Source organism: Dehalococcoides mccartyi 195 (assembly GCF_000011905.1).
Lineage (GTDB): Bacteria > Chloroflexota > Dehalococcoidia > Dehalococcoidales > Dehalococcoidaceae > Dehalococcoides > Dehalococcoides mccartyi.
The window spans coordinates 940,083-954,152 of record NC_002936.3; the positions used below are offsets into that span (position 1 = coordinate 940,083).

The window sequence follows — 14,070 nt, forward strand, 5'->3', positions numbered from 1 at the left end:
AATTTCTACACAATTTCCTGCTATAATAAAACCAATAACTCCATACAGGAAGAGGCTATGAAAAAATTTTCCAAGAATTTCTTCGGTCTGTTTATTTCAATCAGCTTGGTGGTATCCATGCTGTTGGCTCAGGGCTGTGACCTGCTTCAGGAGTTCAGCAATTCTCCTGAAGATGACACCCAAAACCAGAGTAATAACCAAAATCTGTCTGACGGCAGTGATGAGCTGGGCAGTGTGCCCAGCCCGGTTAATTTCGTAAATGCCGTAAAAGCGGTAAAACCTTCAGTAGTGGCTATAAATGTAGAGCTGGTCACCCGTGATATTTTCGGGCGGACAGTAGTAGAACAGGCTGCCGGCTCCGGCTGGATTATAGATTCAAACGGGATTATCGTAACTAATAACCACGTGGTGGAGGACGCCACCAGCATAACAGTAACCCTGGATGACGGGCGCACTTTCAATGCGGTAGCGGTACGCACTTATCCGGCCAACGACCTGGCGGTGATAAAGATAGATGCCACCAATCTGCCCGCAGTCAAGCTAGGTGATGCATCTAAACTGGCGGTAGGAGAACCGGTGGCCGCTATAGGTAATGCGCTGGGTATGGGTATTTCCATGACCGGCGGCTGGATAAGCCGGTTAAATACCACTGTTCAGTTCAGCGATACCGAAAGCCTGACCGGGCTGATAGAAACCGATGCCGCCATAAATCCGGGTAACTCCGGCGGACCGCTGGTAAACTATCAGGGTGAAGTTATCGGCATAACCAGCGCCAAAATACAGGAGGTAGGGGTGGAGGGCATCGGCTATGCTATCAGCCTGTATATAGCTTTGCCCATTATCAATAACCTTATCTCCCAGCTGCCGGCTTGAGCAAAACTATGAAAAAGAAACAAAAATTATTAAGTCTGTTTCTGGGCATAGTACTTGTTGTTAGTGTTCTCAGCGGAGGCTGTGATTACTTATCCCAGCCTATAAACTCTGACAATACCGACAGCACTTCTACCCCTATTGATGCAGACTGGACATTCCCCACTCCCCAGCAGAATCTGCCGGAACTGGCCAACTATGCCATGGTGGTTGCCATGGTAAAACCAGCCGTGGTAGCGGTAGATGTGGAATACATAACCCAGGATATATTCGGCCGCCAAACGGTTGCCGTAGCCTCAGGTTCGGGTTTCATAATAGACCCCAGCGGCTATATTATTACCAACAACCACGTAGTTGAAGGCGGAAGCACTGTCACCGTCACCCTTTCAGACGGCCGTACCTTTACCGCCAGCCAGGTGGTAACAGATTCACGCACAGACCTGGCGGTAATCAAGGTGGATACACTGGGTGAAGACCTGCCGTTTGTATATATAGGTGATTCGTCAGCTTTGGAAGTAGGCGAACCGGTGGCGGCTATCGGCAATGCATTGGGGCTGGGGATAACCATGAAAGGCGGCTGGATAAGCCGTCTGGATGCCCAGATAACCGTTGACCAGAGTGTAACCCTGTACGGTTTGATAGGTACAGATGTAGCCATAAACGAAGGCAATTCCGGCGGCCCGCTGGTAAATATGGCCGGTGAGGTTATCGGCATTACCTCTGCCAAAATAGCGGAAGTGGGGGTGGAAGGGGTAGGCTACGCTATAAATATAAACTCCGCCCGCACCTTCATTGAAGAGCTGGTCAAAAAAGGCTATATTACCCGGCCTTTTATGGGAGTGGCCGGCATACTGACCGTAGACAGTTCAATCCAGTCATACTTCAGGCTGGGCATAGACAGAGGGGTGCTTATCCGGGGCGTGTCTGAAGGCGGACCCGCCGAAAAAGCAGGTCTAATGGCAAATGATGTTATTCTGGCCATAAACGGCCAGCCAGTGCTGACTGATGAAGAACTGATACTAGCTATCCACGGCAAAAAGATAGGCGATAAAATAGAGGTCAGCTATTTCCGGGACGGAGTAACCGCTACTGTCACTCTGACACTGGCAGAGACCCCGCCGCCGGAAAGCTAGTTTTTTAGTTTTTTAGCGTGCCACCCACAGGCTTAGGGAGTGGCCGTCAATATCCAGACTTTCAGCATACGCCCCTTCGGGGGCGTTTCCCTTTATAAGCTGGTTGGAGAGTGTTTCTTTCTTTATATACTCGCTATGCATCCGGATAACACTATCCAGATATTCATCAGCCTGATAATGAGTATTTATATAATCTGCAATCTCAAATCCGGCAGATTTCCGCATAGTCTGCAAACGGTGGACAATCTCGCGGGCAGTGCCTTCAGCCAGCAGTTCGGGTGAAAGTCCGGTATAGACGGCTACTGTATAAGCCCCTTCGGTACTTGCGGCATAGTTTTTCTCCGGTATAACTGTGCCCGGCTCTTCCACTGCCAAAGCCTTTACATTCAGCTCTTCCAGCACCTGCTCGGCCAGACGCATAAGTCCTGTTCTTTCACCGGCGGAAGCCAGTACCACCCGCACCTCAGCCAGAGGCTGGCGGACTTTGAGAGCCGCTTTGCTTCGGGCAGAACGCCCCATACTGGAAACCTTCATCACCAGCCGTATTTCGTTATCCAGCTGTTCGTCTATAAGCGCTGTGTCCGCCACCGGAAAATCCGTCAGGTGGACACTTTCCAAAGCAGACGGGTCTGCCGAAAGCACCAGGTTCTGGTAGAGTTCTTCGGCTACAAACGGGGTAAAGGGAGCCAGCAGTCTGGAAAGAGTAACCAGACAGGTATACAAAGCCTGATAGGCTGAAAGTTTGTCAGCATCATTTTCGCTCTTCCAAAAACGGCGGCGGCTGCGGCGGACATACCAGTTGGAAAGGTATCCCACAAAATCTTCAATCCGCCGTCCGGCCTGAGTGGGGTCATAATTATCCAACCCCTTATCTACATCCAGCACCAGCTGGTTAAGCTCGGATAAAATCCACCTGTCCAGTTCGGGCACTTCGCCTTCCAGATACTTTTCCGAAGGGGTAAAGCTGTCTATATTGGCGTAGGTAACGAAAAATGAATATACGTTCCAGAGCATCAGCAGGAACTGGCGGGTTACCTCACCCACCAGTTTTTCGGAAAAGCGTCTGGCATTTCCGGGAGGGGCCGCAGTATAGAAATACCAGCGGACAGCGTCTGCCCCGTATTTATCCAGCACCGTAGCCGGCTGAATAACATTATTTCTGGACTTGCTCATTTTTTCGCCGCGCTCATCCAGTATATGCCCCAGACAGATTACATTCTGATAACAGGGGCGGTTGAATATCAGGGTAGAAATAGCATGCAAACTGTAAAACCAGCCGCGTGTTTGGTCTACAGCCTCACAGATATAGTCAGCAGGGAAACGCCCGTCTTTGGCAATAGACCTGCTTTCGGGCTCAAAGGGGTAATGGTACTGGGCAACCGGCATAGCCCCGGAGTCATACCAGCAGTCCATAACCTCGGTAACCCGTTTCATATTCCCGCCGCATTTATCACAGTCATAAGTCCACTCGTCTACATATGGGCGGTGGATATCCAGTTTTTCCTGCATGCCTTTAAAATTCGGCTTGGCTTTGAGTTCGTCAATGCCGCCGACACACTCCGTCCGGCCGCACTTTTCACACCGCCAGATGGGTACAGGCGTTCCCCAGTAACGCTCGCGGGAAAAAGCCCAGTCAATATTATTTTCCAGCCAGTCTCCAAAGCGGCCGTCTTTTATATGTTCGGGATACCAGTTTATCTGCTGGTTGCCCTTTATCAGTTCGTCTCTGACCGCGGTAGTCCGTATATACCAGCTTTGCTTGGCGTAATAAATAAGCGGGGAATCACACCGCCAGCAGAACGGATAGGTATGGTGCATACGTTCATTACGGAACATCAGCCCCCGCTCTTTCAGGTTGCGGGAGATATCCTTGTCAGCTTCTTTAACAAATTTGCCGGCAAACGGGTAACTGCCGGTTATCCTGCCCTGCAAATCCACGTGGTGGACAAATTTCAGCCCGTACTTCACCCCGGATTCATAGTCCAGTTCGCCGTAAGCCGGGGCGGTATGGACTATACCCGTACCGTCATCCATAGATACATAGCTGGTGGTGATTACCGGATAAAGCAGTTCTTCAGAAACACCTGTCTCAGAGTTATCCTGCATATTTCTTACAGGAATACCGAATTCCCGCGGGTCAAACAGCGGCTTATAAAAAAGCCCGCTAAGGTCACTGCCCAGGCATTCCCCCGCTACGGGGTTTTCCGCCAGTTTGAGGGCTGACAGACGGGGTTTGGCCAGTATCATATAATAGTCCGTCATATCCAGTATGGCATACTGGTCCGCAGCGGATACTGCCAGCGCGGTATTGGCAGGTAAAGTCCAGGGGGTAGTAGTCCAGGCCAGCAGGTAAAGCGGCTTGTCAGCCGGGTAAGCCCATTTCTTTGCCAAACCTGCCTTGGCCAGACTTTCTTTGGCTATTTCAAACTTTACAAATACGGAAGGGTCTTCGGTATTATCCTTATATCCCTGCGCCACCTCATGAGAGCTTAGCGAAGTGCCGCAGCGCGGGCAATGGGGGGTAACCCTATGCCCCTGATACACTAATCCCTTGTCCCACATTTGCTTAAGCGCCCACCAGCCGCTCTCTATATAGTTGTTATCCATAGTTATATAGGCATTGTCCAAATCCACCCAGTAGGCAATCCGTTCAGTCAGCTTGTTCCACTCGGACACATATTTAAAAACGCTGGAACGGCAACGGGCATTGAACTCGGCAATGCCGTACTTTTCAATATCATTTTTGCTGGTAAAGCCCAGCTCTTTTTCCACCTCAAGCTCAACCGGCAGGCCATGGGTATCCCAACCGCCAATCCTGGGGGCATAATAACCCTTCATAACCTTGTAGCGGGGTATTACGTCCTTAAAAACCCGTGAAAGAACATGATGAATACCGGGACGGCCGTTGGCAGTGGGCGGCCCTTCGTACAGGGTAAAACGCTTGCCGTCACGGCGGTTTTCAATGCTCTTTTTGAATACGCCCTTGTCCTGCCAAAGTTTCAGGATATCTTCTTCCATCTGGGGGAAGTTTTGTCTGGGATTCACAGCCTTAAACATTCATCACCTCTTAAAAAAGAAAATCCCGTCCTTATCAGGGACGGGACAAATAAGCCCGCGGTACCACCCCGCTTCCCCTGCCCTAAAGCAGAGGCTCTCATAAGGGCACTAACATGCCCCGCCCATTATAACGGGTGGCGAACCCGGCCAGGTCTACTTGGCCTAAAGGCTTTTTGGCTGGCGGCTCAGGAGTGATTTTCGGGATAACCGCGGGAAGGTCTGCTTTCACCGTACCAGACTCGCTGCTGCACCGCAGGTAACCTACTCTTCTCCGTCAAGGCCTTTTGTAAGGTTTATTGTACTATTCTTTTAAGACTACCACAACTTTTCTTGATTCACCAAAGCCAACGCTCTGGGTAGTTACTTCGTCATCACCAGCCAGCGCCAGGTGGATAATCCGCCTCTCATAAGCTGGCATGGGTTCCAGTGAAAAAGGCATATGCCTAAGCTTAACCTGTTCAGCAGTCCTCCAGGCCAGAGACTGAAGGGAGCTAAGCCGCCGCTGCCGGTAACCGTTTACGTCAACCACCACCGGTTCAAACCTGCCCAGCTGGTGAGACAGCATCAGCCTGATTATCTGCTGTAAGCTTATCAGGGTTTGCCCCTTGCGCCCGATAAGTATACCCAGGTCTTCGCCCACAATGTTCAAAACAGTACTCGGCTGGGATTCTTCATCGGTAACCATTTTTTCCGGCAGGATATCTACATAGGCCTCAATATCCATCTTGTCCAGCAGAGTTTCAAGGATACTCTGAGCCAGGTCACCGGCATCCATCTGGTTGCCCGGCGCAATATCGTCATCATATTCATTTTCAAGAAGATGCAGGCATACCCTGGCATCTTCGCCCCGCAAGCCCAGCAAACCATGCCGGCCTTCAGACAGAACCTCTACCTCAACCTCGTCTCGGCTTACGTTTAGCTGATTTAGACCCAGCTTTATTGCTTCCTCCACCGTCTTGGCGCTCGTCTCGACCTTTTTCATCTATACTACCTTCCATCTGCTTACCTTTGGCCGAAGAATCAATCAACTGACCAGACGGAGTTGCAGTTCTTTTTTCAGTTTTATATGTATTTCCTGTCCGCACCTGGCGGCCGCCCCGGAAATAAGAGATTACCTTTTCGGCCATAGGCTCAAGCTGCCCCCAGCCGGTAATGAAGTACTGCATTATGATACCCACTATGGCGGAAACGAACCAGTAGAAAGCCAGACCGCTGGGGAAAGAGAGCGAGAAGAAGAAGAACATGAACGGCATCATGAAACTCATCATCTGCCCCTGAGCCGCCTGCTGCTGGTTAATAGCTTTGGGAGTAGACATTTTCTGCTGGACATACATGCTGACACCTACCAGCACAGCTAAGGCAAAGTCCGGAAGGGAAAGGTCCATCCAGAGGAAATGATTGCTGAGCGGCAGGGTTTGGTAAACTACCGGCCATGAATAAAGATGATCAGCCAGATTCATGAAATCTTCCGGCGTAACAGCCAGTACCCGCACTATTGCCTGGTACAAGGCTATCCAGATGGGAAACTGGATAAGCATGGGAACCAGACAGCCGGTAGGTGAAACCCCGGACTCTTTGTAGAGCTTCATTTGCTCTTCAGCCAGTTTCTGGCGGTCATTACCGTGCTTTTTCTTCAAAGCCTCCATGTGGACGGTAATTTCCTGCATCTTCTTGGTGGCAGTAAGCTGTTTGCGGTTAAGCGGCCAGAGTGCCAGCCTTATAACCACAGTCAGAACAATAACTGTCAGCCCGAAGCTCCCCCATAGATTGTGGGAAAGCCAGACCATGCCGTTTATCATCGGCGAAAGTATTACTAAATCCCAAATAGCACCAATATCCAACGACTACCTCGCTAACTTACTACAAAAGTCCAGATTATAGTCCGGCTCTCCGGATTTATAGCATAGACAGTTTCATCTTCCTGGGTATGTATGTATACAACTTCACCTGACACCGTAACCGGTGCAATCACTTTCAAGGCAAGGTCGGTAACAGCCTTCATTTCCATTGAAGATACATTTATGGAAAAAATCTTGCCGGTCTTAGTGGCTACAATCACATTGTCACCCAGCAGGGCCGGGGAAGAAGCCACCTCGTCAGTCATATCAATTACTTTAATCTGAGAACCAGTCAAAGCATCAAGTACATAGGTGTTGCCGTCCAGATTGGGGGCAAAAACTTTGCCGTCAGCCACAACCGGGGTCGCCCAGAACCAGTTGGGTGATTCAAAGACCCATTTCTGGCTGCCATCTTCCAAATCCAGGGCGTACAGATTGCGGTCAAAACAGCCCACATAAACAACGCCGTTATCAACTACCGGGGCGCTGGCAAAGGGGCTTTGGGTTTCAAAAGTCCAAACAGGGCTGCCGGTGTTGATATCCAGGGCATATACTTTCTTGTCAAACCCGGGGACTATTACCAGATCTCCGGCAACAGCCGGTGAAGCCCAAATCTTGGCACCGGTCTGATATTCCCAAACCTTTTGACCGTCTGCCTTGCTCAGGGCGTAAACAACCCCGTTAGTATCCGCAAAAAAGATTTTATCTCCGTTAGGAGCAATACCGCTGACAATGGCAGATACTGACCCGGTTCCGGGGTAAACCCATTTCAGACTGCCGTCAGCCTGATTGTAGGCATAAACTTTGCCGCCGTAGGTTGAAACGTAAATAACCCCGTCAGAGACTACCGGTGTACCGTATATACCTACAGTAGTAACAGCACCGGCACAGCCGCCGCCATTGGTAGTGGTCTCAAGTGATATTTGATACCGGGGAGTGCTGGCATCCTTGTTAAGAGCTATAAGTTTGCCAGTCATAGAACCAAAAATGGCATCATTATCAGAGATAAGTATGCCTGACCAGCCTAAAGGTTTCTGTCCGGAACCTATACAGCCGCTTAAAACAACTAGAATGCCGATAAGGCTAAACAGCAAAATAACTTTTTTGGGTATGCGATTGGTTTTGAACAATTTTCCGTCCTATTCTGGCACTGGGTCGTAGCCACCCTTGTTCAAGGGGTGGCAGCGGCTAAGCCGTTTCACACCCAACCAAATTCCCTTAAATATTCCAAATCTTTCAATAGCTTCGTAAGTATACTGGGAGCAAGTGGGAATAAACCTGCATGAGGGAGGTGCAGTTTTAGAGTAGGTATTCTGGTATAATCTAATCAGCTTTAGAGCTAGTTTTTTCATTTGCTTTTGATAGTATCTGCGCCTTGCCCAGCAAGTGCTTAACTACCCTCTCCATTTCGGCACATTTCACTGTAGCCGCTTTTGCCCTAGCTATAAATACTATGTCCCAGCCCTGTTTGAGGCCGGTAGTCCGCAGGCTCTCCCGCAGTATCCGTTTAGCCCGGTTACGCTCTACAGCCCCGCCTACTTTTTTGCTTACAATGAAGCCCACCCGGCTCAATTCAAGGCTGTTAGGCACAGCTTTCATCACAGCCAGCTGCCCTATATAAGTACCGCCGCTGGCAAGCACCCGGGAATATTCCTCCCGTCTGGTAAGCCTGTTTGAGTGTTTCATTGTAAATAGTGTAACCATACTCCGGATATATAATCAACCCGGAGTATGCCAATCACACTCTAGACTACAATCAGTTTCTTGCGCCCCTTAGCCCGGCGGGCGCTGAGTACGCCGCGTCCTCCGCGGGTGCTCATCCTTGACAGGAACCCATGAACCCTCATGCGGGGGATACGTTTCGGTTGATATGTCCTCTTAGGCACATTAACTCCTTAAATGGCAAGAAATAGTTTATTATTTTAGGCAGATTCTGCAGATTCGGAAGTTTCGGCTGCAGGAGCAACCTCAGCCTTTACTTCAGGTACCGCAGCTTCAGCCTTGGCCTCTACTTTAGGCTCAACCTTAGGTTCAGCCACTTTGGGTTCAGGCCTTAGCTCACGCATAGGCGAAAAAGTAGCCACATTACCCTGGCGGCGTACATGTTCGGACACAAAGGGCATCAGGGCAATAAAACGAGCCCGTTTAATGGCATTAGCCAAAGCCCTCTGGTGCCGGGCACAGGTACCGGTGCGGCGGCGGGGTTCAATTTTGCCGCGGTCAGATATGTATCTGGCCAGTTTAGCCGAATCCTTGTAATCAATACGGCTAACCTTTTCAGCGCAGAAAGAACATATCTTGCGCTTGGGGGTATAGCGGCCGCGCCCACCCCTGGCTGGTCTGTTAGGTCTTTCCTGGATACTCACTCAAGCAAACTCCTATCAAGAGATTTAATATTCACTAAAACGGAATGTCTTCCGGTTCTAATTCACCGCCGCCATTGTCATCATCACGGGCATCCATACCGCTGCCTGCACTGGCTTTCTCAAGGAAGGTAACCCGTGAAGCAATTACCTCAGTACGGTAATGCTTGACGCTATCCTGTCCTTCCCAGCTGCGGGTGCGAAGCCGCCCCTCCACATACACCAGCCGCCCCTTGGAAAGAAACTGGTTGCACTGCTCGGCAAGCTTGTTCCAAGCAACCACCGTAAACCATTCGGTTTCCTGCTTGCGCTCACCTTCAGGGGTATTATAAACCCAATTGGTAGCAACTTTAAAGGAGGTAACGGGATGCCCGCTGGGGGTATACCGCATCTCCGGTTCACCGCCAACATTGCCAATTATCATAACCTTATTCAAACTCACCATCTCTCGTGTCTCCTCTCTGGCAAAATGCCCGGCAGCATCAAGCAGATATTACTCTTCGTCCATATTAATGGCCATATGGCGGATAACCTGCTCTGAAATACGCAAATCAGCGTTTATCTTGCGTATGGAAGAAGGCTTGGCCTTCATCTTGATAAACACGTAATAACCCTCGCCATATCTGCCGATAAGATAAGCCAGCTTACGTTTACCCCAGTGATTCACTTCGGTAAAGCTGCCATCTTTTTCAGCTATGGTCTTACTAATGCCTTCCAGAATGGCCTCAACCTTTTCTTTGGGGGTGTCAGTGGTTAAAATAACCACCAGTTCGTAATCACGCAGGTTTTCAACTCTGGATTTAAGTAGCTCGCTTGCGGCCATGTTTTCCTCTCTAAGTTAAAGGCAATATATTCCCTTAAAAAATCTGACGGTCATTATAGCATATAGCGAAGAAGCAAACAATATTGGCCGAAATGAACCTGCCCGGACACCAAATTATATTTGACAGATTGCTTCAAATACTCTAAACTGTTTTCCGCTTCTAGGCCCCATGGTGTAGCGGTCTAACATGCCACCCTGTCACGGTGGAGATCGGGGGTTCGAATCCCCCTGGGGTCGCCAATAACAGGCTACGTTTTGTTCGTCAGATACTGCATAATTTATATTAGCTATGTTTCCGTCAAGCTCTATTTTCTCTATAAACTGAGGCAAAAAAGCCTTTTTTCTTCGGAAAACACCGCAGGTATTTCAGAATTTTTATTTTGTAAAAACGCCCGCCTTGGCATCAGTTATGTCAGGTATTTTCAAGATTTATTTTGCCCTGACTGCCTATTTAGGCCAAACTTGTTATAAGAATATTTTACTAGCAGATTGTGCCTGAATAAAAAAGGTCTAAAAACAAGTTACCGAATTCCGGGCAGAACTGACTGCCCAGGTTCTTCTTAATTTCTTCAGCCGCCTCTTCGCAAGACAGGGCCTTTCTGTATGGGCGGTCAGAGGTCATAGCATCATACGTATCCGCAATAGCCAGTATTCTGGACCCCTCCGGTATAGCCTCGCCCTTAAGACCGTCGGGATAGCCCTGCCCGTCAAATCTTTCGTGATGATGGCGGATAATGCTTATTATCGGTTTAAACTTTTCAGCCGATGCCAGAATATTTCCGGCAATAATAGTATGGGTTTTGATATGGTTATACTCGTCAACAGACAGTTTATCAGCTTTGTGGAGCACTTCCTCCCGGATACCGATTTTGCCTATATCATGCAGCTGGGCGGCTAATTCCACCTGGTCTTTTATGGGGGAAAGACCCCATTTATATTCAGCCATTTTAGAAGCCAAACCGCAAACCCTCATAGAATGGCCTTTGGTATAGGGGTCTTTGGCTTCCAGGGTGTTGATAAGGGAGAAAATTAAAGATATAAACATCTGGGAAAGCTTCTCTTTTAACTCGGAGACCTTTTCCTCCATCTCCTTTAAGTTATTTGAGCGGGCCATTTCCAGTTGGCGGCTGTCAGTTATATCCCGGCTGATAACCATTGAGCCTATATATTTATTATTCTCATCCCGGACAGGGTTATAGGTGTTTTCATAATACTTGCCGTTTTCGTGGTCAGTTATCATACGGACAAAGGTTTTAGTGTCTTCTTTCTGGAGGTACTGGAGAGCCCGGTCAACTGATTTCTGGGAATTAGGCGGATGGCACATGAAAATGTGCTTGCCCACCCGGTCTTCTGCCGAAATATGCCGGATTTTTTCGGCAGATTTGTTCACAAAAACAATCCTGCCATCGGCGTCCACCACGATTACACCTTCCGGCAACTGTTCCAACACCCTGGTTATAAGCTCAGCATCAACCAATTTCTTTACCTCTTATCAGGTCAAGATAAACAGGTCTGCTTACCCTCTATAAATTCATTCGAAGAACGGGCACGCTTAAACACATTTTTAGCACACCTTAAGTCAACAATCAATACCTTAATACTTTTATCCGAATTTTGGCCGAATTTTTTATACCCCCTCACGCCCTATTTTACAGTGGGTGGCGGCCACCAAAGAATATATTTGGCACATACCTTTCTTATACAGCAAATATAGGTTAAAATATCTCCAGAGTATCCTTAAGGAGCGGCCGATGGAAACTGAAAAATTTGAAATAGTGATTACCAGCCCCAATGCCAAAGAAATAAAAACCGTAACTATGGAAGGCACTCTTGATGAGGCTAAGGCCAAAACTGACCATATTGCCAGAGAGAATATCGGCAGTATTGTCTCCGCTTTTGCCACCAACGGCTTTAAATCTGTTTACCAGAAACACTACCTATCCGCTATAAAGTGCCCCAAATGCGGGGAGATTATCCCCATAGAACACCTGTAATCCTGAAATATTTTTAAATAAAAAAGCCGCTCACAGCTTAACTGGAGGCGGCTTTGTGTTTTCCAATTGGCAGAGTTATACCCCAGGCAGATAGGCAACTGCTTCTATTTCCACCACTATTTCCGGAAAAACCATACCGGCAATGACAGTTGAGCGGGCAGGTTTGGGCGCACTGAAAAAGGTCGTGTAAACACTGTTCATCTTGGCAAAGTCTTCCTGGCTCTTCAAAAATACGGTAGTCTTTACCACATCATCAAAAGAAGCACCCGCCTCTTTAAGTAGCTCAGCCATCTTTTCCAGACAGCGTTTGGTCTGGGCTTCCACCCCAGCCAGAGGTTTGCCCTCTATATCTGTGTGGCCTATCTGGCCGGAAATATACAGGTAATCTCCCGCCCTTACCGCCAGTGAATAGGGACCCTGGGCACCGGGTGCTGAAAAATATTTTTTAGTCATTTCCCCGTTCTTTCTTTATTATTTTTACAAACTGCCTGCCGTCTCAGAGCGGCCTTTTAAAGCGTTGCTATAGCGGATTTTTAATTGTAGAATAACTTGTCTGAAATTACCAAATTAAATGAGGTGGAATATGACCGATGAAACCGGCAAATCAGCCAAAGAATCCGCTGAAGAATATTTAAAAGTTACCCGCATAGCCTTAAAACAAGCTGAAGACCAGGCCAGAGCAGCCAAAAAAGCGGCTGAAAATGCGGCCAAAGACTCTCAGTCTGCTATAGACAAGGCCGATGCCGCTGCCAAACAGTATCAGGATAGTATGGAAAAATATACTGTCCTGTATGCTCAAAAAGCCGAGGAGGCCAGCCGCCGTTCTGAGGAAATGATAGCCAAATATACCGACCTGTTTGAAAAAGCCATAAAACGGGCAGACGACACCAGCCGCTGGGCAAAGGATAACTGCGAAGAGGCAGTTCGCCAGACCAAGGAAGCCATGCTTCGGATAGAAGATGCCACCCGCTCTGCCAAACAGTCTGCTTTAGACAGCACCCGCACCGCCAAGGAAATGAGTGAGGAATGCATACGTGCCTCCCGTGATGCCGTTTCCCAGTCTGATGAAACTATAGATATGCTGAAAAAGACGGCTGATGTGTCGGTAAGGGCTTCCGAATCTGCCCTGCTAAAAATGCAGGAAAACGGTGCCCGGATACGTGAAAATGTAGATACCAATGTAAAAAATGCCACCAAAGCTATAGCCGAAATGAACCAGCTCAGCCAGAACTCTTCGGCAGAAGTTTCAGCGCTCATAAACAGGCTTCAAGAGGAAATCCGCAAAGCCGAGGCCATGAATGCCCAGATGAAAAATCTGGTAGATTCCTCCAACGCTCATCTTAAAGAAACTGTAACCAGGGTTGAGGAAGTCCAGCAAAACACCGTCCAGGCCGTAAAGCAGATACAGGAAACTTCCCGCAAGGCCGCCGATGATGCCAAAGCAGCTTCTGCCAAGGCTATTGAAGCCAGCTGCAAAGCTGCCCAGGAAGTCTCCCAAACCTGGATTGGGGTATTTAAAGAGTTTATCGGCAGTGTGGATACCTCAAAACAGATTATTGCCGCAGTTACCAAGCAGACAGCCGAAAAGCTGGATGCGGTAGCCAACGAACCGCCTGCCACCCGCCCGGCAATCTCACCCCGCCCCCCCCGCCAGATACAGGCCGTAACACCTGAAGCCGTAAAAGACGATGGCACAGCTGATGATACTGATGAACAAACCGAAGCTTCATCAGAGGAAAACCCCTATTACTCCGAACCGGAAGAAAAGAACAACCGGGCAGACTTCCCGGCCAAAGAAGTAAACGAGGCCACCCAGAACCGTCTGGAGTATCTGGCCAAAATGTATGCTGCCAATAAGGCCCGCCGTGATAATGAGCCGGGCTCTAAAAACGCAGAAGCTGACGATTAAACTTCCGGCTTAAAATAAACCTGTATGCCAAGAGCCGTACTTTTGAAAGTACGGCTCTTTTTTATCAGAAATATAAGAGGGAA

The 14,070-nt window shown here is 48.7% G+C and carries 16 protein-coding genes and 1 tRNA gene; 5 read left to right on the top strand and 12 right to left on the bottom strand.

Annotation, left to right across the window (positions count from 1 at the left end):
• Positions 1-57: 57 nt before the first annotated feature.
• On the top strand, positions 58-873 hold the full coding sequence (locus DET_RS05360; protein ID WP_010936731.1) for a S1C family serine protease: 816 nt from the start codon (positions 58-60) through the stop codon (positions 871-873).
• Positions 874-881: 8 nt separating this feature from the next.
• Positions 882-2,003, top strand: coding sequence for a S1C family serine protease (locus DET_RS05365; protein ID WP_010936732.1), 1,122 nt, complete (start codon positions 882-884; stop codon positions 2,001-2,003).
• Between the two features lie 12 nt (positions 2,004-2,015).
• Here DET_RS05365 and ileS read toward each other — a convergent pair whose 3' ends face one another.
• The 10 genes from ileS to rpsF all read right to left on the bottom strand — a co-directional run bounded on the left by ileS (position 2,016) and on the right by rpsF (position 10,084).
• On the bottom strand, positions 2,016-5,060 hold the full coding sequence (ileS, locus tag DET_RS05370; RefSeq protein ID WP_010936733.1) for an isoleucine--tRNA ligase: 3,045 nt from the start codon (positions 5,058-5,060) through the stop codon (positions 2,016-2,018).
• Between the two features lie 301 nt (positions 5,061-5,361).
• Positions 5,362-6,042, bottom strand: a complete 681-nt coding sequence (gene jag, locus DET_RS05375; protein WP_010936734.1) for an RNA-binding cell elongation regulator Jag/EloR — start codon at positions 6,040-6,042, stop codon at positions 5,362-5,364.
• Entirely contained in the window at positions 5,954-6,901 is a 948-nt protein-coding gene (locus DET_RS05380) for a YidC/Oxa1 family membrane protein insertase (protein ID WP_041223374.1), read from the bottom strand. Before DET_RS05380 ends, jag begins: the two co-directional genes overlap by 89 nt.
• Before the next feature lie 11 nt (positions 6,902-6,912).
• Positions 6,913-8,028 (bottom strand): PQQ-binding-like beta-propeller repeat protein, encoded by a 1,116-nt coding sequence (locus tag DET_RS05385; protein WP_010936736.1) that lies wholly within the window; start codon positions 8,026-8,028, stop codon positions 6,913-6,915.
• Between the two features lie 9 nt (positions 8,029-8,037).
• Positions 8,038-8,250 (bottom strand): membrane protein insertion efficiency factor YidD, encoded by a 213-nt coding sequence (gene yidD, locus DET_RS08565; RefSeq protein ID WP_077975371.1) that lies wholly within the window; start codon positions 8,248-8,250, stop codon positions 8,038-8,040.
• The gene (gene rnpA, locus DET_RS05390; RefSeq protein ID WP_010936737.1) at positions 8,222-8,584 is read right to left on the bottom strand and encodes a ribonuclease P protein component; all 363 of its coding nucleotides are present in this window, start codon (positions 8,582-8,584) and stop codon (positions 8,222-8,224) included. Before rnpA ends, yidD begins: the two co-directional genes overlap by 29 nt.
• Before the next feature lie 59 nt (positions 8,585-8,643).
• Positions 8,644-8,784, bottom strand: a complete 141-nt coding sequence (gene rpmH, locus DET_RS08570) for a 50S ribosomal protein L34 (RefSeq protein WP_010936738.1) — start codon at positions 8,782-8,784, stop codon at positions 8,644-8,646.
• Between the two features lie 36 nt (positions 8,785-8,820).
• The gene (gene rpsR / locus DET_RS08885; protein WP_010936739.1) at positions 8,821-9,264 is read right to left on the bottom strand and encodes a 30S ribosomal protein S18; all 444 of its coding nucleotides are present in this window, start codon (positions 9,262-9,264) and stop codon (positions 8,821-8,823) included.
• 34 nt (positions 9,265-9,298) lie between these two features.
• The gene (locus DET_RS05400) at positions 9,299-9,706 is read right to left on the bottom strand and encodes a single-stranded DNA-binding protein (RefSeq protein WP_010936740.1); all 408 of its coding nucleotides are present in this window, start codon (positions 9,704-9,706) and stop codon (positions 9,299-9,301) included.
• A gap of 48 nt (positions 9,707-9,754) precedes the next feature.
• A complete protein-coding gene (rpsF, locus tag DET_RS05405; protein ID WP_010936741.1) occupies positions 9,755-10,084 on the bottom strand; it encodes a 30S ribosomal protein S6 in 330 nt (109 codons plus the stop codon).
• Positions 10,085-10,247: 163 nt separating this feature from the next.
• Here rpsF and DET_RS05410 point away from each other — a divergent pair.
• Positions 10,248-10,324, top strand: a tRNA-Asp gene (locus DET_RS05410).
• A gap of 241 nt (positions 10,325-10,565) precedes the next feature.
• Here the strand turns inward: DET_RS05410 and DET_RS05415 are convergent.
• Positions 10,566-11,561 (bottom strand): HD domain-containing phosphohydrolase, encoded by a 996-nt coding sequence (locus tag DET_RS05415; RefSeq protein ID WP_148184970.1) that lies wholly within the window; start codon positions 11,559-11,561, stop codon positions 10,566-10,568.
• 274 nt (positions 11,562-11,835) lie between these two features.
• On the opposite strand from DET_RS05415, the gene DET_RS05420 reads away from it, so the two are divergent.
• A complete protein-coding gene (locus DET_RS05420; RefSeq protein ID WP_010936745.1) occupies positions 11,836-12,078 on the top strand; it encodes a hypothetical protein in 243 nt (80 codons plus the stop codon).
• A 75-nt stretch (positions 12,079-12,153) separates the two neighbouring features.
• Here DET_RS05420 and DET_RS05425 read toward each other — a convergent pair whose 3' ends face one another.
• Positions 12,154-12,531: a RidA family protein gene (locus DET_RS05425; protein ID WP_010936746.1), complete on the bottom strand. Its 378-nt coding sequence runs from the start codon at positions 12,529-12,531 to the stop codon at positions 12,154-12,156.
• Positions 12,532-12,661: 130 nt separating this feature from the next.
• Here DET_RS05425 and DET_RS05430 point away from each other — a divergent pair, with 130 nt between their 5' ends.
• On the top strand, positions 12,662-13,987 hold the full coding sequence (locus DET_RS05430; RefSeq protein ID WP_010936747.1) for a hypothetical protein: 1,326 nt from the start codon (positions 12,662-12,664) through the stop codon (positions 13,985-13,987).
• Positions 13,988-14,070: the final 83 nt, after the last annotated feature.

Excerpts from the sequence above, each read along its gene's own strand:
- DET_RS05425 (WP_010936746.1), bottom strand. The coding sequence starts at position 12,531 with ATGACTAAAAAATATTTTTCAGCACCCGGTGCCCAGGGTCCCTATTCA.
- DET_RS05360 (WP_010936731.1), top strand. The coding sequence starts at position 58 with ATGAAAAAATTTTCCAAGAATTTCTTCGGTCTGTTTATTTCAATCAGC.
- DET_RS05365 (WP_010936732.1), top strand. The coding sequence starts at position 882 with ATGAAAAAGAAACAAAAATTATTAAGTCTGTTTCTGGGCATAGTACTT.
- jag (WP_010936734.1), bottom strand. The coding sequence starts at position 6,042 with ATGAAAAAGGTCGAGACGAGCGCCAAGACGGTGGAGGAAGCAATAAAG.
- DET_RS05430 (WP_010936747.1), top strand. The coding sequence starts at position 12,662 with ATGACCGATGAAACCGGCAAATCAGCCAAAGAATCCGCTGAAGAATAT.
- rnpA (WP_010936737.1), bottom strand. The coding sequence starts at position 8,584 with ATGAAACACTCAAACAGGCTTACCAGACGGGAGGAATATTCCCGGGTG.
- DET_RS05420 (WP_010936745.1), top strand. The coding sequence starts at position 11,836 with ATGGAAACTGAAAAATTTGAAATAGTGATTACCAGCCCCAATGCCAAA.
- DET_RS05400 (WP_010936740.1), bottom strand. The coding sequence starts at position 9,706 with ATGGTGAGTTTGAATAAGGTTATGATAATTGGCAATGTTGGCGGTGAA.
- yidD (WP_077975371.1), bottom strand. The coding sequence starts at position 8,250 with ATGAAAAAACTAGCTCTAAAGCTGATTAGATTATACCAGAATACCTAC.
- rpsF (WP_010936741.1), bottom strand. The coding sequence starts at position 10,084 with ATGGCCGCAAGCGAGCTACTTAAATCCAGAGTTGAAAACCTGCGTGAT.
- ileS (WP_010936733.1), bottom strand. The coding sequence starts at position 5,060 with ATGTTTAAGGCTGTGAATCCCAGACAAAACTTCCCCCAGATGGAAGAA.